Consider the following 23,401-nt stretch of genomic DNA (forward strand, 5'->3'; position numbering starts at 1 on the left):
CTACCGGTGACCGGGCGCGCGGGCCGCGTCCGAGAACGCCGGGGTCGCCGAAGACACCCGAAGACATCCGAAGACATCCGAAGACACCGACGAGGACGCCGACACGGGGGCGTCACACCCGCAGGTAGCGGCGGAGCGTGAAGAACGAGGCCAGCACACAGATGACCACGCCGACCACCATGGTGAAGCTGATCACCGAGGCGACCGTCTCCCAGGAGAGCTGGTTGTTCCCGGCGGCGAGGTAGCCCTGCACGCTGTCGAAGATGAAGACCTTGCTGACGATCAGCAGGATCGCGGCCACCACACCGCCCAGCAGTCCGGCGATGACGCCTTCCATCACGAACGGGAGCTGGATGTACAGGTTGGACGCGCCCACCAGGCGCATGATCCCGGTCTCGCGTCTGCGGTTGTACGCCGAGAGCCTGACCGTGTTACCGATCTGCAGGGTCGCGGCGAAGACCAGGATGATCGCCACCAGCATGGCGGCCCAGCGGAACATCTCCATCAGCCCGAAGACCTTCTCCAGCAGGAGCTTCTGGTTGACCACGTTGGAGACGCCCTTGGCGCCGCTGAGCGCCTCGATCACCGCGTCGTAGGTGTTCGGGTCCTTGAGCTTGACCCGGAACGACTCGGGCATGTCGCCGACCTGGATGGCGGAGATCAGGACCGGGTTGCTGTTGTTGTCGTTCTTCCACTTCTCGTAGGCCTCGGCCTCGCTCTCGAAGGTGACCTGCTGCACCTGAGGCATGGCCTCGATGGTCGCCTTGAGCTCGGCCTTCTCCTCCTCCTTGATCCCGGCGCTGCCCTTGCAGCTCGGGAAGGGGCTGTTCTTGTCGCACAGGAAGACCGAGACCTCGACCTTGTCCGTCCAGAAGTCGCTCATGGCGTTGATCTGAGAGTTGATCAGCAGCCCCACGCCGAGCAGTGCCATGCCGATCGCCACGTTCAGGACGACCGCGATGGTCATCGTGAGATTGCGGCGGAGGCCGATCCAGACCTCGGAGAAGATGAAGTTTGCCCGCATGCTCTTCCTGTCGCTCTTTCCGGTCCTGGTGTCAGTACGCCTGGCCGTACACGCCCCGCGACTGGTCACGGACGATCTTGCCGTCCTCCAGTTCCACCACCCGCTTGCGCATGGAGTCGACGATGGCCGCGTCGTGCGTGGCCATGACGACCGTGGTGCCGGTCCGGTTGATCCGGTCGAGCACCTTCATGATGCCGATGCTCGTCGCGGGGTCGATGTTCCCGGTCGGCTCGTCGGCCAGCAGGATCATCGGCCGGTTGACGAACGCCCGGGCCATCGCGACCCGCTGCTGCTCACCACCGGACAGCTCGTCGGGCATCCGGTGTGCCTTGCCCTCCAGGCCGACGAGTTCGACGACCTCCGGGACCACCTTACGGATGAAACGGCGCGGTTTGCCGATGACCTCCAGAGCGAACGCGACGTTCTCGTACACGTTCTTGTTGGGGAGCAGCCGGAAGTCCTGGAAGACACATCCGATCCGGCGGCGCAGGTGCGGAATCTTGAAGTTGGACAGTCGGGCGAGGTCCTTGCCGGCCACGTGGATCGCGCCCGAGTTGGGGCGCTCCTCCTTCAGGACCAGCCGGAGGAAGGTCGACTTCCCGGACCCCGAGGGGCCGACGAGGAACACGAACTCGCCCTTGTCGACATCGACGCTGACGTGGTCCAACGCGGGCCGGTTCTGGTTCGCGTAGACCTTGGTGACATTATCAAAATGGATCACGGGCGCATCACGGCATGCCAGTCTAGGGGTTAGGACGGTCGCAGGAGTGGCAGAGGGCCACTTCCACCTACTCTCCGGCCCGAGGACCCCGGTCTTGTCTCCAGACCGAAGCTCCGGTTGGCCGGTGCCCAGTCTAGGGGGAAGACTGGCATGGAACGTCCATAACGGAAACAAAACGATTCGGCGCCCGGTAACGACCGCATAAAGTGGTTCTGACCTCGACGAGGGAGGACGGCATGAGCTGTGAAGACCTGGTCTGCGCGGGGTGTGCTCACCCGGTGGCCGAGGGCAGATGCCCCCGGTGCCGCGCGTACCGTGACCGGATGCATCAGAACGCCTTCGGCGGCCTGACCCCGGCGCTCGTCTCGCTGGCGCTGATCGTGCTCCTGTTCCTCACCATGGCCCTGGAGCGGCTCACCGGCGCCTGACCGGCCCGTCCGGGCCCCCGAAGGGGCCCTCGGGCCCGGTCAGGCATATCAGGCGCCGGTCGGTTCTCAAGCGCCGGTCAGGTGTCTCAGGCGTCGTCGACGCCCGACTCCTGGCGGCGGGTCCAGCGGATCTCCGCCTCGATGAAGGAGTCCAGGTCGCCGTCGAGCACCGCGCTCGGGTTGCCCGCCTCGGCGCCCGTCCGCAGGTCCTTGACGATCTGGTACGGGTGCAGCACGTAGTTGCGGATCTGGGTGCCCCACGAGGTGGTCGACTCGCCCCGGATCTCGTTCAGCGCCGCGGTCTCCTCCTGGCGCTTGCGCTCCAGGAGTTTGGCCTGCAGGACGGCCATCGCGGTCGCCTTGTTCTGCAGCTGCGAGCGCTCGTTCTGGCAGGACACCACGATGCCGGTGGGCAGGTGGGTCAGCCGGACCGCGGAGTCGGTCGTGTTGACGCCCTGGCCGCCGGGGCCCGAGGAGCGGTAGACGTCGACGCGCAGGTCGTCCTCGTTGATGTCGATGTGGTCGGTCGTCTCGACGACCGGCACCACGTCCACGCCCGCGAACGACGTCTGGCGGCGGCCCTGGTTGTCGAACGGGCTGATCCGCACCAGGCGGTGGGTGCCGTGCTCGCCGCGGAGCGTGCCGTAGGCGTAGGGCGCCTTGACCGTGAAGGTCGTCGACTTGATCCCCGCCTCCTCGGCGTAGGAGGTCTCGTAGACGTCCGTCGGGTAGCCCCGGCGCTCGGCCCAGCGCAGGTACATCCGCTGGAGCATCTGGGCCCAGTCGGCCGCGTCCACGCCCCCGGCCTGCGACTGGATCGTGACGACCGCCTCACGGGCGTCGTACTCCCCGGACAGCAGGGTGCGGACCTCCAGGGCACCGACGTCGCTCTTGAGGGACGCCAGCTCGCGCTCGGCCTCGGCGAGCGTGTCCTCGTCGTCCTCGGAGGCCGCCAGCTCGTACAGGACGGAGATGTCGTCCAGGCGCTGTCCCAGCGACTCGATCCTGTTGACCTCGCCCTGGAGGTAGGAGAGCCTGCTGGTGACCTTCTGGGCGCGGTCCTGGTCGTTCCACAGATCGGGGGCGGCGGCCTGGTCCTCCAGCTCCTCGATCTGCTTGCGCATCGCGCCGAGGTCGAGCACGTCCTGGATGCTTTTCAGCGTCCCGCTGAGCTCGCTGATCTGTTCTGCCGGATCGATGAGTGCCACGTCTGTAAAGGGTACGCGACCCCCGGCCCCCATCGTGTACGGCCCGCTGCGTCACCATGGCTAGCATGGCCCGCATCGGGAGCGGCGGGGATCATCGGAAGGCGCGGGAGGTGGACGTGCGCGGACACGGGCGGCGGGGCGTGCTCGCCCTCGCGCTGGCGTCGGCCGTCGTGGCGGGAGGCGCCGCGTGCTCAGGTCCGGGCGAGGCCCGGCCGGGGCCGGGCCGGGCGGCGGGCGTGGCCGCCACCACGGCCGGCCCCACCGGCACGCCCCTGCCCGCCCCCCGGGTGACGCTCGCCGAGGCGGCCGGGGCGCTGGCGGGCGTGCTGGGCGCCGACGGCGTGCTGGGGGCGGCCACGCCGCGCCTGGACGCCGAGCAGAGGCTGCTCCTGGCCCAGACCCGCGACGGGCAGGAGGCCCTCACCCTGGCGGCCTTCAACGGCCCGGCCGGGAAGCTCCCCCGCCACACCTGGGGCACCCCGAGCCTGCTGGTCCCGCGCGAGCAGAGCGGCCCGGCGTGGTTCGCCGCGACGGTGGAGCGCACCGACGCCTCCGGCGGGACCAGGACCGCCGTGCTCACGCTGGTCCGCCACGACCGGGAGAACTGGCAGCTCAGCTCGACCTCGCTGCTGGAGGTGGGCGCCCCCCCGCCGCAGGTCGCCAAGGACGCCGAGGGGTACGCGACCGCCCTGGACCCGCAGGACACGACCGTGGTGATCAGCCCCCGGCTGATGGCCCCGCTGCACGCGACCTCCGCCGAGGAGGGCGAGCGCGGGTTCACGGCAGGCCTGATCGAGAAGGGCCCGCACACCACCGGCTTCGCCGACGAGATCGCCAGAAGGACCAGGATCGAGAAGACCGCCTGCCTGAGCTACGACTCGATCTTCGCGGCGAGCAACTACCCCGTGCACGCGCTGCGCACCGCCGACGGCGGCGCGCTGGTCCTGTACTCCCTGATCAGGACCACCACCCGGATCGTCCGGGTCGATCCGTGCGGGTCGGACACCCCGGTCCCGCCCGAGGCCAGGGAGCTGACCACGGCGAGGTTCATCCGCGACGAGCTGCGCATCGTGGAGACGCAACAGTACGTGACCACGGTCCCGGCCAAAAACAGCGGCCGGGCGGCCAGGGTCATCGGCTACCTCGGCGGTCTCACCAAGGTGACCGGGAACTGACCCCGCCGCCCGGCCCCGGCCGGGCCGGGCGGGGCCGGGCAGGGGCCCGCCGGTGCCGTCAGGCCCCGGCGTGCGGCAGGTTGATGGTGGCCACCAGGGTGCGGATCGCGCGCAGCGCCACCGACAGGGTCGCCAGGTCGAAGGTGTCGCTCTCCCAGATCTCCGACAGGGTCTGCCGGGCCCGCGCGACCGCCGCCGAGTTGGCCTCGGTCCAGCGCGCCAGGCGCTCCTCCGGCGACAGTCCCGGCGTGCTGTGCGTCACGACGTCGTGGGTGAGGGCCGCGTGCGCGGCGTACAGGTCGTCGCGGAGCGCGGCCCGCGCCATCGAGTTCCAGCGGCTGTCCCTGGGCAGCGCGACCACCCGCTCGCGCAGCCGGGCGAGCTGGAGCCGGTCGGCGAGGTCGAAGTAGACCTCGGCGACGTCGTGCACCGGGCGTCCGGTCCGCGAGGCCACCTCGACCAGGTCGAACGTGGAGTAGGCGGGCACCATCGCGGCCACCCGCTCGGCCAGCTCGGCCGGGACGCCCCGGGCGACGAAGCCGTCGCGCCGCTCCTCGAACGCCGACAGGTCAGAACCGGTCAGCAGCTTGGGCAGGTGCGGCAGCAGGCCGTTCATGCCCTTGGCGAAGAAGCCGACGGTGGAGGCCAGGTCCAGCGGCGGACGCCGGTTGCCCAGCAGCCACCGGGTGCCCCGCTCGACGAGCTTGCGCGCCTCCAGCTCCATCGCGATCTGCGTGGCGGTGTCGACCCTGTTGTCCAGCTCCTCGATCCGGCGCCACAGGCTCGGCATGTCGAAGACCTCGCGGGTGACCAGGTAGGCGCGGGCGATGTCCGGGCTGGAGGCCCCGCTCTCCTCGCCCAGCCGGAACATGAAGGTGGTCCCGCTGGAGTTGACCAGGTCGTTCACCACGCCGGTGGTGATGATCTCCCTGCGCAGCGGGTGGGAGTCCATGTAGGTGCGCAGCCGGTCGCGCAGCGCCGAGGGGAAGTAGGAGACCAGCCAGGAGGCCAGGTAGGGGTCGTCGGGCAGGTCCGAGGCGAGGATCTCGGCGTCGGTCACCAGCTTGGTGTAGGCCAGCAGCACCGAGAACTCCGGCGCGGTCAGCCCGAGCCGGGCCTGGCGCCGCTCGGCGAGCATCTTGTCCGACGGCAGGGCCTCCAGCTCCCGGTTGAGCAGCCCGGCCCGCTCCAGCCTGCGCAGCTGGCGGGCGTGGATGTGCAGCATCTCGGGGGCCTGGGCGCGGGCCGCGGCCAGCACCACGTTCTGGTCGTAGTTGTCGCGCAGGACGAGCCCGGCCACCTCGTCGGTCATGTCGAGGAAGAGCTGGTTGCGCTCGGAGTCGGTGAGCTCGCCGTCGCGGACCGCCCGGTCCAGCAGGATCTTGATGTTCACCTCGTGGTCGGAGGTGTCCACCCCGGCGGAGTTGTCGATGAAGTCGGTGTTGACCAGCCCGCCTCCCCGGGCGAACTCGATCCTGGCCGGCTGGGTGAAGCCCAGGTTGCCGCCCTCGCCGATCACCTTGCAGCGCAGCTCGGCCGCGGTGATCCGCAGGCCGTCGTTGGCCTTGTCGCCGACGTCGGCGTTGGACTCGGTGGAGGCGCGGACGTAGGTGCCGATGCCGCCGTTCCACAGCAGGTCGACCGGGGCCCGCAGGATCGCGCTGATCAGGTCGGCCGGGGCCAGCGACGTCACCTCGCCGTCGATGCCGAGCGCGGCGCGCATCTGCGGCGAGACCGGGATCGACTTGGCCGTACGCGGCCAGACGCCGCCGCCCGCGGAGATGAGCGAGGCGTCGTAGTCCGCCCAGGAGCTGCGCGGCAGCGCGAACAGCCGGGCCCGCTCGGCGTGGCCGCGGGCGGCGTCGGGGTCGGGGTCGACGAAGACGTGCCGGTGGTCGAAGGCCGCGACCAGCCGGATGTGCTCCGACAGCAGCATGCCGTTGCCGAACACGTCGCCGGACATGTCGCCGATGCCGGTCACGGTGAAGTCGGTGGTCTGCACGTCCATGCCGATCGTGCGGAAGTGGTACTTGACCGACTCCCAGGCACCCCGCGCGGTGATGCCCATGGCCTTGTGGTCGTAGCCGATCGAACCGCCCGAGGCGAAGGCGTCGCCGAGCCAGAAGCCGTACTCCTTGGCCACGCCGTTGGCGATGTCGGAGAACGTCGCGGTGCCCTTGTCGGCGGCGACCACCAGGTAGGTGTCGTCCTCGTCGTGCCTGACCACGTCGGCGGGCGGGACCACCGCGCCGTCGACGAGGTTGTCGGTGATGTCGAGCAGGCCGCAGATGAACATCCGGTAGCAGGCGATGCCCTCGACCAGCACGTCCTCGCGCGAGCCCGATCTGGGCGGGTTCTTCACCACGAAGCCGCCCTTGGAGCCGGTGGGGACGATGACGGTGTTCTTCACCATCTGCGCCTTCACCAGCCCGAGCACCTCGGTGCGGAAGTCCTCCATCCGGTCCGACCAGCGCAGCCCGCCGCGCGCGACCTTGCCGAAGCGCAGGTGCACGCCCTCGACCCGGGGCGAGTAGACGAACACCTCGAACCTCGGCCGGGGCAGCGGCAGCGCGCTGATCGACGGCGAGTCGAACTTCAGGCTGACGTACGGCTTGCGGACGCCGTCGACCGTCTGGAAGTAGTTGGTCCGGAGCGTGGCCCCGATCATCTCCACGTAGGTCCGCAGGATCCGGTCCTCGTCCAGGGACGCCACGTCGTCCAGGGCGGCGAGGATCTCCTCGCGCAGTGCCTCGGCCAGGTCCGCGCGGACCTCGGCCGGGCGGCGGGGGTTGAGCCTGGCGTCGAACAGCCGGACCAGCAGGCGGGCGATCCGCACGTTGCCGGTCAGCACCCGCTCGATGTACTCCTGGCTGAACGCGGTGCCGGCCTGGCGCAGGTACCTGGCGTAGACCCGCAGGATCTCGGCCTGCTCCCAGGTCAGCCCGGCGGCCAGGACGAGCCCGTTGAAGCCGTCGCTCTCCACCCGCCCGGCCCACAGGGCGCCGAACGCGTCCTGGAAGAGCCGCTTGAACTCGTCCCTGTCCACCTCGGGCGAGAGCGTGTGGCGCAGGCCGAAGTCGTAGATCCAGGCGTCCCTGGTGGCCGGGTCGTTGTCCCGGTCGATCGCGTACGGCCGCTCGTCGACCACCTCCACGCCCATCCGCTGCAGCAGCGGCAGCACGTGCGACAGGGAGACCGGCGCGCCGAGGCGGTAGACCTTGAAGCGGCGGTCCCCCTCGGAGGCGTCGTAGGGCTCGTACAGGTTCATCCCGATCTCGTCGCCGGAGGCGGCGAGGTCCTCCAGGCGGCGCAGGTCGGCGACCGCGGTCCGGGGCGGGAAGTCGGCCTTGTAGCCCTCGGGGAAGGCCGCGGCGTAGCGGCGGGTCAGCGCGGGCGCGTCCTGCTCGGGGCAGAGCTCGGCGATCGCGGTGGCCAGGTCGTCCTCCCAGGACTTCGTGGCCTCGGCCAGCCGGGCCTCCAGCTCCTCGACGTTCACCGCGTCCAGCGCCAGCGGCCTGCCGCGCTCGCCGCGCACCACCACGTGCAGCCTGGCCAGGGCCGACTCGCCGATCATGGCGCTGTAGTCGAAGGAGGTGCCGCCCAGGGCCCGGAGCAGGATGTCCTGCATCTTGAGGCGGATCTTGGTGGTGTAGCGGTCGCGCGGCAGGTAGACCAGGCAGGAGATGTAGCGGCCGTAGTCGTCCGGGCGCAGGAAGAGCTTGACCTGCTTGCGCTCGCGGAGCCGGAGGACGCCCAGCGCGATCGGCAGCAATTGCTCCACCGAGGTCTGGAAGAGCTCGTCGCGGGGGAAGGTCTCCAGGATCTCGATGAGGTCCTTGCCGTCGTGGCTGTCGGCGTCCAGGCCGGCGAGCACGAGCACCTCGGCCAGCTTGCGCCGCAGCACCGGCACCCGCGAGATGGACTCGTTGTAGGCCACGTGGGTGAACAGGCCGAGGAAGCGCCGCTCGCCGACGACCTCGCCGGAGGCGTCGAAGAGCTTCACGCCGACGTAGTCGAGGTAGGCCGGGCGGTGGACGGTGGCGCGGGTGTTGGCCTTGGTGATGATCAGCATCTGCTGTTTCTCGCGGGCCTTGGCGCGCAGCTCCGGCGGGAGCGCGGCGAAGCTGCCGGAGTCGGTGCTGTCGTGGCGGAGGATGCCCAGCCCGGTGCCGGGCAGCGGGTGCAGCCTGTCGCCGCCCTCGCTCTCCTCCAGGCGGTACTCGCGGTAGCCGAGGAAGGTGAAGTGCCCGTCGGCCAGCCAGCGCATCAGCTCCAGGCTGTCCTCCACGCCCGCCTGGTCCAGGGGCGGCGGGTGGGCCTCGACGTCCTCGGCGGTGCGCAGCGCGATGGCCCGCATCTTGACGAAGTCCTCGACGGCGTTGCGCACGTCCTCCAGGACGCGCTGCAGGTCGGCCTCGATCCGCCCGAGGACCTCGGGGTCGGGCTGCCGGTCGATCTCCAGGCGCATCCAGGACTCGGCGAGCACCTGCCCGGTGACGTCCTGCCGGTCGCCGTCCAGCAGCGTGCCGGTCATGTCCCTGCGCACCCGCATCTGCGGGTGGACGACCAGGTGGACGGCGATGCCGTGGCGGTCGAGCTCCATCGTCACCGAGTCGACGAGGAAGGGCATGTCGTCGGTGACGATCTCCACCACGGAGATCCCGGCGTCGTGGCCGTGCTCGCCCGGCTCCGGCGTGGAGGCACGCACCAGGGCGCGTCCCTGGGGGCGTGTCGCGGCGAGCCGCCGCTGGGCCAGCGCCGGTCCGTACACCTCGGCCGGCTCGCGGCCGAGCAGGTCCTCCGGGGCGACATGCCGGTAGTAGCGCCGCAGGAAGGCGAGCACCTCCTCCGCGCTCGCGTGGTCGCTGCCCGGGGTGCGCGCGCACGTCTCGGCGGCACTCCTCAGCAGCTCGTCCTTGGCCTCGTCGAGCGGCATGTCGCTCTCACTCCTTTGTGAGGGATTTTGCATGTTCTGATGGGAATCCATGACCGGACTCATGGTGCCCGTCCCGGAGAAGGTGATGCCGTCGCGCGCATCGGGCGGGCCGCGACGTCCACGTCGGGCCGCGTGTCGGACGTACCGAACGCTTCCGGCGTTCCTGAATCATCTGGTGTTTCCGGACTTTCGAGCCTTGCCGGCCTCGTGAGCCCTGCCGGGTTCTCAAGCCCTGCCGGTCTGTCGAGCCTTGCCGGGCCGCCGGGTGTTCCCGGGTTCCGGGGCGTTACCGGATCGTCGGGCACCGGGACGCGGGGCGTCCGGTGCGGGGTGACCGCTCCGTCATGGAGGGCCGGCGGGTTCACGGCCGGCCGCCGCGGTTCGTCGTGGGAAACCTGGGAAACCTGGGAGACGTGCAGGACACGGGAAACGTGGGAAACGCGGAAAACACGGTCCGTGGCCACAGCCTGCGGAGAAAGGCGGGTCCTCCGGTCGGACAGGGCCGGTCCCTCCCGCGAGACCGCGGTACGGCGATCATCCCACAGGGTCGGTCCGGAGAGGTCGTGGCGCAGCCGGGCGAGTCCGGTCTCGCCTGCGGCCTGTCGCCCGGCGGGCCGGACCTCGCGGTCCGTGCTCCGCCCATCGGGCATGGCCCGCGGCACGGCACCTCCAGTGGCCGTCAGTTCCGGTCCTCGTTGACCGGAATGCACCACCGTCCCTGATACCACCCGAAAACCAATGAAACGTCAATGTGACGTCCGGTCGTCGTCCAGCGAGTTGGAGCGGTCCCGTCGCAGTGCGTCGAGCGGGCCGGGAACCTCGCTCAGCTCCCGGAGCTCGATCTGGCACTCCTCGCACTCCATGAGATGGCGTTCGAAGGCCTCGTGGTCCTCGTCGTCGAGCACACCGAGGGCGTACGCCGCCACGTCATGATGCGGGGAGGGCAACATCAGCTCGCGACACCTCTCTCCTTCAGGACCTTGCGGAGAGCTCGGATCCCGTAGTAGAGCCGAGACTTGACCGTACCCGGCGGAATTCCGAGGATCTCCGCCGCTTCGTTAATCGTACGGTCCTGCAGGTACGTCTGCTCGATGACTTCGCGGTGTTCTGGTGACAATTCACGGAGCGCCTCGGCGACGATCATCGCCTCGAGCGCGCGATCCGCCCCGTCGGGGACCGGTACGGCGTTGGCGTCGGCCGGTTCGACCTCCTGTGGTCTCGTCCCTCGCCTGCGACGACCGTCGATGACGATACGACGGGCGACGGTGAGGAGCCAGGCCCACAACAGGCCGGGCTCTCGTTGCAACCTCCCTGCGTTACGCCAGGCGCGGACGAGCGTCTCCTGGACGACGTCCTCCGCCCACTGCAGGTCGTTACCTGTGGCCTTGCGAACATGCCGGAGCAGTGGGACACCGAACTCCCGGTACAAGTCCTCTACCAGGACGGCATCGGTGTCCGTGCTCTCGAAACGACTGTCGAGTTGACGACGCACGGGCACATCTTTACACCTTCGTTATGCGTCACGTCTGCAACTCGCGCAACTCCAGTCATTTCTAACTATCTCATCACTTCTTGTGAACCACCCCGGCGAGCGCCGCGTACCTCCCACCAAGTGCGCCCGCACCGGCGGGCCTCGGGGAAAGGAAACGGCATGGCAGAGCGGCACATCCCGTGGCCGGTCGGACCCGTCCTCCTCCTTGCGCGTTCCGCCCGGCCCGGGCGGAGCGGCACGCCGGCCACCACACCGGGCGCCGGGACGGCCCCGGTGACGGCCGTCATCTGAGAGCGGAAGCCGGGTCATGTTCAGATCACTGTTCCGCCGCTTCACGAACGGCGAGCCCCTGCTGTTCGGGGTCTTCATCGCGGTCGCCGCGGTGGCGGTCGTCCTGATCACGCCGCCCGGCGGCTCCCCCTCCCTGGCTACCGAGGGCTGGACCCAGACCCCGCAGGGGCCCCTGGGTCCGGCCGACCGCGATCTGCTGATCAAGGTCAGGCAGGCCGGGCTCTGGGAGATCCCCAGCGGCCAGCAGGCCCAGCAACGGGCCGCGAGCAAACGGGTCAAGGAGGTCGGCATGCACCTGATGACCGACCACCTCAAGCTCGACGAGGAGGTCCGCGCCCTCGCCGCCAAGCTGAACGTGACGCTGCCCAGCCAGGCCAGCGCCGACCAGCAGAAGTGGATGGCGCAGCTCGCGGCCGTCCCGGCTGGCGCCGAGTACGACCTGCTCTTCGCCGACCTGCTGCGCAAGGCCCACGGAAAGGTCTTCACGGTGGTCGCCGCGGTACGCGCCGGCACCCGCAACGACCTGGTCCGGGCATTCGCCCAGCGGGCCGTGGAGGTGGTCATGAAGCACATGACCCTGCTGGAGAGCACCGGGCTCGTCGACTACTCGGCCCTGCCCGAGCCCCCGGCGCCCTCGCCGCCGCCGCCCGTCGCGGCCGCTCTCGACACACCTGTGAGGAGAGAACACGCTTGAAACGCATGAAACGCTCGCTCGTCTCCCTGTCGGCGCTGGTACTCGCCGCCGGCACGCTCACCACCGTCACGTTCACGGTGGCGAGCACGGCCCCCGCCTACGGTGACCACTGCGACCCCGCCGAGCAGGCCCAGAACCAGCAGAACCGGCAGAACCGTCAGGGACAGCAGGACGCGCCGGCCGAGAACCCGCCCGCGCAGCAGGACCAGCAGGACCAGGACCAGCCGCCTCAGGACCAGCAGGGTCAAAACCAGCAGGGTCAGGAGCAGCAGGGCCAGAACCAGGAGCAGGCGCCCCCCGCGCAGGACCCCCCTGCCGAGAACCCGCCGGCCCAGGACCAGCCCGCGCAGGACCAGCAGGGTCAGGAGCAGCAGGGGGCCGACGTGCCTCCCCCGGCCGGAGCCGCCGTCCCGGCGTCCCCCACCGAGCCGCCCGCCCCCGAACCGGACGGCGACCGGCAGAACCAGGACCAGGAGCAGGACCAGCAGGGCGTACAGGAGCAGGACCAGCGCCGGAACCAGGACACCTCCCGACGCCGGCCCACGAGGTCGCCGAGCCCGGCCCCCACCGACGCGCCGCCCGCCGAGACGCCCGCCCCCACCCAGAGCCCCGCGCCGGGCGGGGACGAGGAGGAGTGCGCCGACCTCGGCCCGTTCCCCGAGGACTTCATCGACATCCGGCAGGTCCAGCGCAACGTCCAGGAGCCCCGGGCGCGGCGCGGCGGCTCGCGCGGCGTCTTCACCTCCCGCTGCGGCACGAACGGCAACGGCCACCGCAACCCCGACAACTTCATCGTGGCCCCCGGCGTCAGCAACGGCGCCCACCACATCCACGACTACGTCGGCAACCTGTCGACCGACGCGTTCAGCACCGACCAGTCGCTCGCGGCCGCGGGCACCACGTGCGCCTTCGGGGACCGCTCGACGTACTTCTGGCCGGTCCTGCGCGACCGCACCTCCGACGCCAACGCCGACGACCCCGACGGCAACGTGGGCACCATCATGCGGGCCCGCCAGGTGAGCCTGCAGTTCCGCGGCAACCCGGCCTCCAGGGTGACCGCCATGCCGCGCTTCATCAGGATCCTCACCGGTGACGCCAAGGCCGCCACGAACGGCGGCGCCAACGCCCTCGCCAAGTGGAGCTGCACCGGCTTCACCGACCGGATCACCACCAAGTACCCGCTCTGCCCCCGCGGCAGCCAGCTCGTGCGGATCCTGGACTTCCCCAGCTGCTGGGACGGCCAGAACACCGACAGCGCCAACCACCGCACGCACGTGCTCTTCCCCGACGCGGGCGGCACCTGCCCGTCCGGCACCCGGGCGATCCCGCAGCTGCGGATGACCCTGGTCTACTCCACGCCGCGCACCCCGTCCTTCGCGCTGGACGCCTTCCCCGAGCAGCGCCACAACCCCGTCACCGACCACGCCGACTTCGCGAACGTGATGCCCGAGCGGCTCATGAGGTTCGCCGTCGACTGCATCAACCGGGGCCGTCGCTGCTGACGACCCCGCCCGGGACCGCCGCTCCCCGTCCTCGCGCCTCTTCCACGATCCCGCGAGGACGGGGAGCGGCATCCGCGGTATGGGGGTCCTTCCCCTCGCACGTACACGCCGTCGAGCCGCTTCGCAGACAGGAGCAACAGGTGGGTAACAGACGGACTCCGCGACACACCCGGTCGGAGGCCGGAATACGCCTCGACGAGAGGCCCTCCAGGATCGGTCTGGGTGTCGCGATCACGGTCTCCGTGGTCGGCCTTCTCATGCTCGGGCGGACCGCGCCCGGCATGCAGGTCGCCGCCACGGTCCGCGGAGTCTTCTCGTTCTTCTCGGGCGTGATCGCCCTGGTGTCGCTCACCACGACCGTGGCGCTCGGCCTGCTCTCGGCCGACCGGATCGTGCTTCCCGTCATCGGCAGGATCCGCTCCCAGCTCGCCCATCGGGCCGCGGCCGTGCTCGGCATGGGTTTCCTCGCCGTGCACGTCATCATGAAGATCATCGAAAGCAGGACCTCTCTCGCGTCCGTCGTGCTCCCGCTGGGTGTGAGCGGCCAGAGCCTCTACGTCGGCTTCGGGGCCGTCGCCTCCGACCTGATGATCCTGGTCTTCCTCACCGGCGTCGCCCGGGCCAGGTTCGCCGACAACCGCAGGCCGTGGATGTGGCGGCTGCTGCACGGGGCGGCCTACCTGGCGTGGCCGCTGTCGGTGCTGCACGGCCTCACCGCCGGCCGCCGTCCCGCCGAGTGGGTGACCTGGAGCTACGTGGTCTGCCTGGTCGCGGTGGGAGCGGCCCTGCTGATCCGGGTGATCTCCGAGCTGCAACCCAGGGAGATCCCGGTACGCGAGGAGATCGTGGTGGAGCGGCCCGCCGTCGCGGAGCTGACCCCGCCCACGAGCATCGTCGGCCGTATCCCGCGCCAGGCGCGCGAGGATCCGCCGGAACTCCGTCGCGTCGGAGGCGTCGGGTGACGACCTCCCCTGCGGCCGGACCCCAGCGTCTCTCCACCGGAGGTGTTCGATGATCACTTTGACCAAGAGGAACACGACGACCGTGACGCCCCTGACGGGGCCGGCCGGCATGACGGGCCCGGCGGGCCCGGCGGCCTCGGCCGACCCGGCACCGTCGATGATCCCCTACCGCGTCCCCCCCGTCCGGCAGCTCGGACCGGCCCGGCTGACGGCCGGGCTGGAGGACTGCCGCAGGATGGACCTGGCGGCGCACCGCGACATGCACGGCACCGCGCCGGCGATGAGCGGCGAGGACCTGGCCTCGCTGGCCGACGAGGTGGACATGCGCGGCCGGGGCGGCGCGGCGTTCCCCTTCGCCCGCAAGCTCCGCGCGGTGATGGGCAAGAAGGCCGACAAGATCGTCCTGGTCAACGCGGCCGAGGGCGAACCGGCGAGCAGCAAGGACACCATGCTGCTCACCCGGACCCCGCACCTGGTCATCGAGGGCGCCCTGCTCGCGGCGAACGCGATCGGCGCCAAGCAGGTGGTGATCGCCACCGTCGCGGGCGGCATGGGCCACGCGTCGGTGTCCGCCGCGGTCGAGGAGCGCGGCATCGGCCACCAGGTCCGGGTCGCGGGCATCGTCGAGCGGTTCATCTCCGGCGAGGGCGGCGCCCTGGTCCGGTCGGTGAACGGGCAGATCGGGGAGCCGCCGGGCCGCAAGGTCAGGGCCGTGGAGAGCGGTGTCAACGGCCTGCCCACGCTGCTGTCCAACGCCGAGACCTACGCCCAGCTCGCGGTCCTGGCCACCCTGGGCGCGGAGCGCTACGCCGACGTCGGCACCGCGCGCGAGCCCGGGACGGTCCTGCTCACCGTCGGCGGGTCGGCCAAGGCGCCGGCCGTCGTCGAGGTCGCGACCGGCACCCCGCTGTACGCCGTCCTGGACGCCTGCAAGGCCACCACCGGCGACGGCGTGCTGGTAGGCGGGTACCACGGCGCGTGGCTGTCCGCGGACGCCGCGGCCGTGGCGACCGTCTCCCGCCAGGGCATCGCCGAGGCGGGCGGCCAGCTCGGCGCCGGGATCATCGTGCCGCTCGGCGGGGAGACCTGCCCGATCGGCGAGACGGTCAGGGTCGCCCGTTACCTGGCCGCGCAGTCCTCGGGCCAGTGCGGCCCGTGCCGCCTGGGCCTGCCGGACGTGGCGCAGTCGCTGGCCGAGGTCATGGCCGGGTCGGCCACGGCCCTGGACGAGCTGCGGGTCAGGGCGGCGGGGGTCAAGGGCAGGGGCGCCTGCTTCCACCCCGACGGGACCTCCCGGTTCGTGCTCTCGGCCCTGGACGCCTTCCCCGACGACATCGAGGAGCACCTGCTGCACGGCACCTGCGGGCGCCCGGTGCACGGCGTGCTCCCGCTGCCGCCGCAGGAGAACGAGCCGGAGGTGAGGCTGACCGTGGACTGGACCCGCTGCCAGGGCCACGGCCTGTGCGCCCAGCTCGCCCCCGACCTGGTCCACCTCGACGAGCACGGCTACCCGGTGTTCGGCCGGGACACCGTGCCCGCCCAGTTCCGGCGGATGGCGCGCAGGGCCGTCGAGATGTGCCCGGCGCTGGCGCTGCGCGTGGCCCAGGGGGTGTGAACCACCTCCGCCGGGACGGCCGAACGTCCCGCCGGGAGCACCGGGATCACCGGGCGACCCGGGACGAGCGGACGCCCCGACGGGAGCACCGGGATCACCCTGCGACCCGGGACGGCCGGACGTCCCGCCGGGGGCACCGGGCGAAGGGTGATGCGAATGTGGCCAACCGGATCGGCGGATCGGTCGTCCTATCGAGCAGTTGACACGAACCCTCGGGGAGAACGACATGCGGATCCCTCCGGACAGGCGGGCGTTCCTGCGGACCGGCGGCCTGGCCGCCCTCGCCCTCGGCACCGGGCTCGGCACCTCGGGCACACCCGCCCCGGGCACGGGCGGCACGTCCGGCACGTCCGGCGGAGCCGCCGGTCCGCCTCGGGGCGCCACCGGCACGCCCGGTCGTGCCCCGACACGGACCGGCGGCGCGCCGCGGCCGGCCGACTGGCGGGCGCTGGCCGAGGGGCTGGAGGGCTCACTCGTCCGGCCGGGCGACGCCACGTACGACAGGGCACGGCGGCTGTTCAACCCCGCCTTCGACGCGGTACGGCCCGCGGGCGTCGCCTACTGCGCCGACCCGTCCGACGTCGCCGAGTGCGTCGGGTTCGCGCGGCGGCTGAACGTGCCGCTGACCGTACGGTCCGGCGGGCACTCCTACGCCGGCTGGTCCACCGGGACCGGCCTGGTCGTGGACGTCTCCCGGATGAACACGGTGCGCCACGCCTCCGGACGGGCCACCGTCGGGGCGGGTGCCAGGCTCGTCGACGTCTACGACAGGCTGGCCGCGAGCGGGGTGAGCGTCCCCGCCGGGACCTGCGCCACGGTCGGGGTGAGCGGGCTGGCCCTGGGCGGCGGGATCGGGGTCGTCTCCAGGATGTACGGCCTGACCTGTGACGTGATGGAGTCGGTCCGGATCGTCACCGCCGACGGGCGGCTGCTGACCTGCGACGCGGACCACCACCCCGACCTGTACTGGGCCTCGCGCGGCGGCGGGGGCGGCAACCTGGGGGTGGCCGTCTCCTTCGAGTTCCGCACCCACCCGGCCCGCGAGGTCACCGTGTTCTTCCTGCACTGGCCGTGGTCGAAGGCGGTCCGGGCGCTGCGCGCCTGGCAGGCGTGGGCCCCCTCGGCACCGGACGCGATGTGGTCGGGCATGCACCTCAGCCGCGACGGCGCCATGGACGTGCAGGTCGTCGGCCTCTACCTGGGCGGCAGGGCCGGGTGCGAGCGGTTGCTCGACCGGCTGGCCGACGCGGCCGGCTCACCGTCGTCCAGCCTCGTCCGCAGGACCTCCTACCGGCAGGCCATGCTGACCATGGCGGGCTGCGGCTCGCTCTCGGTCGGCCAGTGCCACCTGGGCGGATCGCTGCCGGGGCAGACCCGGGGCGGGCGGCTGTCGCGGGACAGGTTCGCGGCCGCGTCGCACATGGCCTACCGGCCGCTCTCGGAGGGCGGGGCCAGGACGCTGGTCGCCCAGGTCGCCCGCGCCGGTGAGCACACCGTGCTGCTGGACGCCCTGGGCGGCGCCGTCGCCCGGGTCCGCCCCGACGCCACGGCCTTCCCGCACCGGGCCGCCCTCTACAGCGTGCAGTACTACGCCCACCGCGCCGGGGCCGCGACCTGGACCAGGACCGCGCGGGCGGCGATGCGGCCCCACTTCGGCGACCACGCCTACGTCAACTACGTCGACGCGGGCCTTTCCGGCTGGCGCTCGGCCTACTACGGCCCCAACGCCGCCCGCCTGGCCCGCGTCAAGGCCGCCTACGACCCCGGCCGCCTGTTCCGCCTGCCCCAGGGCATCTGACCGGGGCCGGGTCCGGGGGCCGGGATCCCCGGAAGAGGTCACCCCTCGGACGGCAGGAAGTACGACAGCACCTCGGGGTTGGCCATGGCGTCGAGGTTCGCGGCCTTCTCCGGGGGGACGCCGAGCAGGATCTTGCGGACGGGCACCTCCAGCTTCTTGCCGCTGAGGGTGCGCGGGATTCCGGGAACCTCGACGATCTCGTTCGGCACGTGGCGCGGGGAGAGCGCCTCCTTCAGTTCCCTGCGCAGGCGCAGGACGAGTCCGTCGCTCAGGGCGGCGCCCTCGGTCATGGTCACGTACAGCAGCAGGCGCCCCTCCTGGCCGAGCTGCCCGGTGTCGATCACCAGGCTGTCGGCGATCTCCTCGAAGCGCTCGACCACGCGGTAGAACTCGCTGGTGCCCATCCGCACGCCGCCCCGGTTCAGGGTCGAGTCGGACCGGCCGTAGATGACGCAGCCCCCGTCGGGGAGGACCTTGATCCAGTCGCCGTGCCGCCAGACGCCCGGGTACTCGGAGAAGTAGCTGTCCCGGTAGCGGGACCCGTCGGGGTCGTTCCAGAACATCACCGGCATCGACGGCATCGGCAGGGTCAGCACCAGCTCGCCGACCTCCCCGACCACCGGCTTGCCCGACGGGTCGAAGGACTCGACCTTCGCCCCGAGGCAGCGGCAGGGGATCACGCCCGCCCGTACCGGGAGCAGCGGGACGGCGCCCACGAAACCGGTGCACACGTCGGTGCCCCCGGAGAACGAGCCGAGCTGGATCTCGGGGAGCGCGTCGTGCACCCACGCGAAGCCCTCGGGCGGCAGCGGCGAGCCCGTGGAGCCGAGCCCCCGCAGCCGGTCCAAGCCCGACGGCCGCAGACCGGCCTTCATGGACGCGATCATGTACGGTGCGCCCGTGCCGAAGTAGGTGACCCCCTCCTCCGCGGCCAGCCGCCAGAGCGCGTCGGTTCCCGGGTGGGTCGCCGACCCGTCGTAGAGCACCACCGTCGAACCGACCAGCAGGCCGCCGATCAGGTAGTTCCACATCATCCAGCCGGTGGTGGTGTACCAGAAGAAGACGTCGTCCTCGCCCAGGTCCTGGTGGAAGGAGAGGGCCTTGAGGTGTTCGAGCACCACGCCGCCGTGGCCGTGCACGATCGGCTTGGGCAGCCCGGTGGTGCCCGAGGAGTAGACGATCCAGAGCGGGTGGCCGAACGGCACCGGCTCGAACGCGAGCGGCGCCGTGTCCGCGCGCAGCGTGGCCCAGTCCAGGGTGCGGGCCCCGGAGCCGGTCTGCGGGACGTCGTCCCGGGAACCGGAGCCGTCCGGGGTGGCGGGGGTGCTCGTGGACGGGACGCGTACCCGCGCCACCAGGGTCGGCAGCCGGGCGGCGATGTCCTCCACGACGGCGCCGCGGTCGTAGTGCCTGCCGTTGTAGTCGTAGCCGTCGACCGCGAGGAGCACCTTCGGCTCGATCTGGGTGAAGCGGTCGATCACGCTGGGCGCGCCGAAGTCGGGCGAGCAGGAGGACCAGATCGCCCCCAGGGAGGCGGTCGCCAGGAAGGCGACCAGGGTCTCGGGGATGTTCGGCAGGTAGGCCGCGACCCGGTCACCGCGCCCGACGCCCAGCGCGGCCAGGCCCGCGCGGACCCGCGCCACCTCCTCGGCCAGCTCGCCCAGGGTGAGCTCCCGCCGTCCGCCCGTCTCGTCGCGGAAGATCACCGCGAGCCGTTCCGGCTCGGCCGCGGCCCTGCGCAGCGCGTTGGCCGCGTAGTTCAGCGTCGATCCGCCGAACCACTCCGCCCCGGGCATCTCCCCCGACAGGACCGGCCCGTGGCCGCGGTCCCCCACGACCTTGAAGTAGTCCCAGATCGACGTCCAGAACTCGGCCGGCGCCTCCACCGACCACAGCCACAGCGCCTCGTAGTCGGCGCTGCGGCCCAGCCAATGCATGTAGCGGGTGATCCTGGCGTTCTTCACGACCTCCGGGGACGGCTCCCAGAGCAGCGCACCTTCCTCAACCATGCCCCCATCCTCTCGGCGCCCCACCCGAATGTCATCCCCCGGGTCCACACAGCGCGCGCCCGGAGCGTGTGGGAGGCCCACGTAGGAGAGTCCGGCCAGGTCAGCGGCCCGCGGGGAAACGACCGGCGCCGCGGGCCGGGGAGGTGAGGCTCGCGACGGCGGCGACGACCTCGGAGGAGTTGGACAGGTCGGGCAGGACCACGTCGGCCCCGGCCTCGTGCAGCTCGGCCGGGAGGGACCTGCCCGAGGCCACGCCGATCATCGAGGCCCCGGCGATCCTGGCCGCCTGGACGTCCCTGGCCGAGTCGCCGATCAGCACGGTGTTGCGCCCGTCGAAGACCGTCCCGTGCCTGCGACCGGCCCGGCCCTGCGCGACCTGCAGCAGCGTGGCCTTGGGGTAGACCTCCTCGCCGTAGCCGCCGATCTCGATGTCGACGTACCTGTCGAGACCGAACGCGGCCAGCTTGTGCGCGGCGTTGCTCTTGATCGTTCCGGTGAGCACCGACTGGACCACCCCGTCGAGCCTCGCCACCGCCTTGAGCGCGTCGCGGGCCCCGGCCATCATCCTGCCCTCCTTGGCCAGGCGCCTGCGCCGGGCTCCGAAGGCCGCGGCCAGCGCGTCGAGGAACCTGGGCAGGTGCTCGTCGCTCGCGACGATCCCGTTGATGGCGAGCATCTCGAAGACGATCTCCGAGTCCGGGCGGCCGTTGGGCTGGGTCAGCTTGACCAGGGGACGTCCGGTGACGGCGCGGAACGCCTCCGCGTACGCCTCACGGGTGACGATGGAGACGTCCACCAGGGTGAGGTCGATGTTCCACAGAACGAGGCGGTTGATCGGGGGCCTCCCGGAGAGGGTGCGGATGCCCAGGGTACGGCCCGGGACGCCCGGCGACCGCCTCCGATGCTGAAACCATCCTGTTTCCGGATGTTTCCTGACATCGAGCGGGTGATGGTGGCGGTCGTGCCGGTCCCGGGGCCTGCCGGGACCGGGACCGGAGCAGAGGGGCGTCGCTAGGCGTGGTCGAGGGCGTCGGCGAGGGTGTCGACGACCGGCACCCCGCAGGCCGCCAGGTCGGCCCGGCTGGTCATGCCACCGGTGTAGAGCACCGCCCGCGCGCCGACGTGCTGGGCGGCGTGCGCGTCGTCCAGGCTGTCACCGATCACCAGGACGTCGGCCGGGTCGACGCCGAGCGCGGCGAGGTGGGTCACCATCCACTCGGCCTTGTGCCCCCCGGGGATGCCGCGCAGGCCGTCGATCCGGGTGAAGTGGTGGTCGATGCCGAGCTCGGCGACCTTGGGGACCAGCCGCTCGTGCGCCCACATGGACAGCAGCGACTGCCGGCCCCCGGTGGCCTTCCAGGCGTCCAGGGTGGCGAGGGCGTCCTCGGCCAGCCCGCACTCCAGCATCAGCCGGTGGTAGTTGTCATGGAAGCCGAGGTCGAGCGCCTCCCACTCGCCCTCGCGGAGGGGACGCCCGAGCATGCGCTCGTAGGCGGCCCAGATCGGGCGCGTGTAGACGGCACGGAAGCGGTCGGCGTCGTAGGAGCCCAGCCCGTAGGGCTCGAACACCGCGTTCGTGGCACCGACGACAGCGTCGATGTCATGAAAAAGCGTGCCATTCCAATCCCACACGATGTGTCTCATATGCCGTCAAGAATAGCCAAAACCCCGGGAGGGTCGCGGTCAGCCGATCAGGTCGGGGATCTCCTGGGTGGCGTACCACAGGAGCTCGTTGGCCTCGGCGCCGTCCACGGTGAACCGGGCGTCGTCGTCGCCGAGGTCGGCCGCGGGCAGAGCCGCGATGGCGGCCTCGACGTCCTTCACCGCCTCGGGCTCGTCCACGTGGACGGCGGCGATCCGCGCCGACGGCACCGCCGCGTCCAGCCGTACCCGTGCGCGCTCCTCCAGGTCCGGCCGGACGGTGACGTCGCCGTCCGGTACGTCGACGGCCACGACGACCCTCCGGGCGGCGACCTCCACCCCGTCCGCGCGGTCGGCCGCCAGCATCCGCAGCGAGGCCCTGGCCGCCTCGGTCAGGGCCACGTACTCCAGTTCCTCGGTGTCACCCGAGACGTACCACTCGATCAGCGCGGGGGTCACCGCGTAACCGGTCAGCGGGGCCGGGCCGAGCTCCCCCGCGCCGGCCACGCGGGCCAGCGCCGGGAGCGTACACGGCAGGTAGACGCGCATCCATGCCTCGATCTGTCTCTCCCACGTCGGCGCCGGTTCGGCACCGATTCACCCATCGAGTGTGCCAGTACCGGCGAGTCCCGGTGATGACCGGCCGTGCGAACGGCTCGGCGCAACGGGGTGACCGGTGATGACCGCCCGTACGAACGGCTCGGCGCAGCGGGATCCGCGGTGACGACCGCTTTGATGAACGGCTCAGCGCAGCGGGATCCGGAGCAGGCGCTCCAGCTCGGCGATGGTGAGGTCGGGTTCGCGGTGGTGCACGCCGACGATGCCGAGCCGCCGGGCCGCCTCGATGTTGGTCTCGATGTCGTCGACGAACACGCACTCCTCCCCGGCCAGGCCGATCCTGCCGAGCGCGTGCTCGAAGATCCTCGGCTCGGGCTTGCGCATGCCGATCTCGCCGGAGATGACCACCTCGTCGAAGACGTCGTCCCAGCCCTCCCGGGGGTACTCGTTCGCCCAGGAGTTGGAGAGCAGGCAGGTCCGCAACCCGGCCGCACGGACCGCGCGGAGCATCTCGTACATCGGCTCGACCCTGTGGAAGCGGGAGAACATCCGGGACAGCAGCCCCTCGGCCTCCGGCGGCACGCCGTCCGTGGTGACCAGCCTGTCGGCGAGGTGACGTTCGAAGTCCAGCCCGGACATCTCACCGCGCTCCAGCGCGTGGATCGCGTTCTCCCCGTTCCCCGAGCCCTCGTACGCGTGCGATATCAGCTCGTTCATCACCTGCCGGTAGTGGGTCGCGTCGAGCCTCTCGTCGACGATCCACTCCGCGACCGCCTGGGAGAGGCCGACGGTCAGCACGCCACCCCAGTCGATCAGCACGCCCTTCAGCATCCGTCCTCCTCGATGGAACGGGTTTCAGAGTAGACGCGTCCGGCGGACCGGCCGAGCGCGGGGACGGCTTCCGCGTCCGCGCACCGTGACGCCGTGACGCGTCACGACACGTCGTGGCGGGGTCCGTCCGCGCGCGCAATCCCATCGCGAGTTCAAGCCGTATCTCTCCCGGAACGACACAAGAAGGGTGTGATTGACCGGAGATTCATCCCCTAACATCCGATTCAAGGACTGGTGCGAGTTTCGCGGCTCTAATACGAGGAAGATTATGAGAATGGCAGTCGTGCCATATAACCGCACGTAGAAGGCGTGATCAACCTCCTGCGGGCTCCATCCGCACCTTCCCTCGGTTCCCATGAGGAGGGATCATGGCAGTAACTCAGGCGAGTCGCTCCCGCGCCCGTACGGCGTCGAGACCGGCCGCATCAGCCACGAATGCAACGACGGACCGGAAGCGCGACGGCAACTCGCTAACGCTCAAGCTTCCGATGCTGACCGTGCAGCTCCGACCCCCGA

The 23,401-nt window shown here is 71.2% G+C and carries 17 protein-coding genes; 6 read left to right on the forward strand and 11 right to left on the reverse strand.

Annotation, left to right across the window (positions count from 1 at the left end):
• Nucleotides 1-112 precede the first annotated feature (112 nt).
• The 3 genes from ftsX to prfB form a co-directional block, all read right to left on the reverse strand.
• Nucleotides 113-1,024, reverse strand: coding sequence for a permease-like cell division protein FtsX (gene ftsX, locus ABD832_RS05300; RefSeq protein ID WP_344889191.1), 912 nt, complete (start codon nucleotides 1,022-1,024; stop codon nucleotides 113-115).
• A gap of 31 nt (nucleotides 1,025-1,055) precedes the next feature.
• Nucleotides 1,056-1,745 (reverse strand): cell division ATP-binding protein FtsE, encoded by a 690-nt coding sequence (ftsE, locus tag ABD832_RS05305; protein WP_012888192.1) that lies wholly within the window; start codon nucleotides 1,743-1,745, stop codon nucleotides 1,056-1,058.
• A 514-nt stretch (nucleotides 1,746-2,259) separates the two neighbouring features.
• Nucleotides 2,260-3,381 (reverse strand): peptide chain release factor 2, encoded by a 1,122-nt coding sequence (prfB, locus tag ABD832_RS05310; protein ID WP_344889194.1) that lies wholly within the window; start codon nucleotides 3,379-3,381, stop codon nucleotides 2,260-2,262.
• 65 nt (nucleotides 3,382-3,446) lie between these two features.
• Between prfB and ABD832_RS05315 the strand changes: the two genes are divergently transcribed.
• The gene (locus ABD832_RS05315) at nucleotides 3,447-4,556 is read left to right on the forward strand and encodes a DUF8094 domain-containing protein (protein WP_344889197.1); all 1,110 of its coding nucleotides are present in this window, start codon (nucleotides 3,447-3,449) and stop codon (nucleotides 4,554-4,556) included.
• A 58-nt stretch (nucleotides 4,557-4,614) separates the two neighbouring features.
• On the opposite strand, the gene ABD832_RS05320 is transcribed toward ABD832_RS05315, so the two are convergent.
• The 3 genes from ABD832_RS05320 to ABD832_RS05330 form a co-directional block, all read right to left on the reverse strand.
• Nucleotides 4,615-9,492: an NAD-glutamate dehydrogenase gene (locus tag ABD832_RS05320; protein ID WP_344889200.1), complete on the reverse strand. Its 4,878-nt coding sequence runs from the start codon at nucleotides 9,490-9,492 to the stop codon at nucleotides 4,615-4,617.
• Between the two features lie 746 nt (nucleotides 9,493-10,238).
• Entirely contained in the window at nucleotides 10,239-10,442 is a 204-nt protein-coding gene (locus ABD832_RS05325) for a zf-HC2 domain-containing protein (RefSeq protein ID WP_344889203.1), read from the reverse strand.
• Entirely contained in the window at nucleotides 10,442-10,990 is a 549-nt protein-coding gene (locus tag ABD832_RS05330) for a sigma-70 family RNA polymerase sigma factor (protein ID WP_425582568.1), read from the reverse strand. The genes ABD832_RS05325 and ABD832_RS05330 overlap by 1 nt, the downstream gene beginning before the upstream one ends.
• Before the next feature lie 301 nt (nucleotides 10,991-11,291).
• On the opposite strand from ABD832_RS05330, the gene ABD832_RS05335 reads away from it, so the two are divergent.
• The 5 genes from ABD832_RS05335 to ABD832_RS05355 all read left to right on the forward strand — a co-directional run bounded on the left by ABD832_RS05335 (nucleotide 11,292) and on the right by ABD832_RS05355 (nucleotide 17,846).
• Nucleotides 11,292-11,969 (forward strand): DUF4142 domain-containing protein, encoded by a 678-nt coding sequence (locus ABD832_RS05335; protein ID WP_344889206.1) that lies wholly within the window; start codon nucleotides 11,292-11,294, stop codon nucleotides 11,967-11,969.
• A gap of 5 nt (nucleotides 11,970-11,974) precedes the next feature.
• Nucleotides 11,975-13,471: a DUF1996 domain-containing protein gene (locus tag ABD832_RS05340; RefSeq protein WP_344893325.1), complete on the forward strand. Its 1,497-nt coding sequence runs from the start codon at nucleotides 11,975-11,977 to the stop codon at nucleotides 13,469-13,471.
• A 242-nt stretch (nucleotides 13,472-13,713) separates the two neighbouring features.
• On the forward strand, nucleotides 13,714-14,433 hold the full coding sequence (locus ABD832_RS05345; protein ID WP_344889209.1) for a ferric reductase-like transmembrane domain-containing protein: 720 nt from the start codon (nucleotides 13,714-13,716) through the stop codon (nucleotides 14,431-14,433).
• A 49-nt stretch (nucleotides 14,434-14,482) separates the two neighbouring features.
• Entirely contained in the window at nucleotides 14,483-16,048 is a 1,566-nt protein-coding gene (locus tag ABD832_RS05350; protein WP_344889212.1) for an NADH-ubiquinone oxidoreductase-F iron-sulfur binding region domain-containing protein, read from the forward strand.
• Between the two features lie 226 nt (nucleotides 16,049-16,274).
• A complete protein-coding gene (locus tag ABD832_RS05355) occupies nucleotides 16,275-17,846 on the forward strand; it encodes an FAD-binding oxidoreductase (protein WP_344889214.1) in 1,572 nt (523 codons plus the stop codon).
• A gap of 38 nt (nucleotides 17,847-17,884) precedes the next feature.
• Here the strand turns inward: ABD832_RS05355 and ABD832_RS05360 are convergent, their stop codons facing one another.
• The 5 genes from ABD832_RS05360 to ABD832_RS05380 form a co-directional block, all read right to left on the reverse strand.
• Complete coding sequence (locus ABD832_RS05360) at nucleotides 17,885-19,855, reverse strand: acetoacetate--CoA ligase (protein WP_344889217.1); 1,971 nt, start codon at nucleotides 19,853-19,855, stop codon at nucleotides 17,885-17,887.
• A 100-nt stretch (nucleotides 19,856-19,955) separates the two neighbouring features.
• The gene (locus ABD832_RS05365) at nucleotides 19,956-20,690 is read right to left on the reverse strand and encodes an HAD family hydrolase (protein ID WP_344893328.1); all 735 of its coding nucleotides are present in this window, start codon (nucleotides 20,688-20,690) and stop codon (nucleotides 19,956-19,958) included.
• 176 nt (nucleotides 20,691-20,866) lie between these two features.
• Nucleotides 20,867-21,487, reverse strand: coding sequence for an HAD family hydrolase (locus ABD832_RS05370; RefSeq protein ID WP_344889220.1), 621 nt, complete (start codon nucleotides 21,485-21,487; stop codon nucleotides 20,867-20,869).
• A gap of 51 nt (nucleotides 21,488-21,538) precedes the next feature.
• Nucleotides 21,539-22,045, reverse strand: a complete 507-nt coding sequence (locus tag ABD832_RS05375) for a DUF6912 family protein (RefSeq protein ID WP_344889223.1) — start codon at nucleotides 22,043-22,045, stop codon at nucleotides 21,539-21,541.
• A gap of 195 nt (nucleotides 22,046-22,240) precedes the next feature.
• The gene (locus tag ABD832_RS05380) at nucleotides 22,241-22,885 is read right to left on the reverse strand and encodes an HAD family hydrolase (protein ID WP_344889226.1); all 645 of its coding nucleotides are present in this window, start codon (nucleotides 22,883-22,885) and stop codon (nucleotides 22,241-22,243) included.
• Nucleotides 22,886-23,401: the final 516 nt, after the last annotated feature.

Source organism: Streptosporangium longisporum (assembly GCF_039534895.1).
Taxonomy (GTDB): domain Bacteria; phylum Actinomycetota; class Actinomycetes; order Streptosporangiales; family Streptosporangiaceae; genus Streptosporangium; species Streptosporangium longisporum.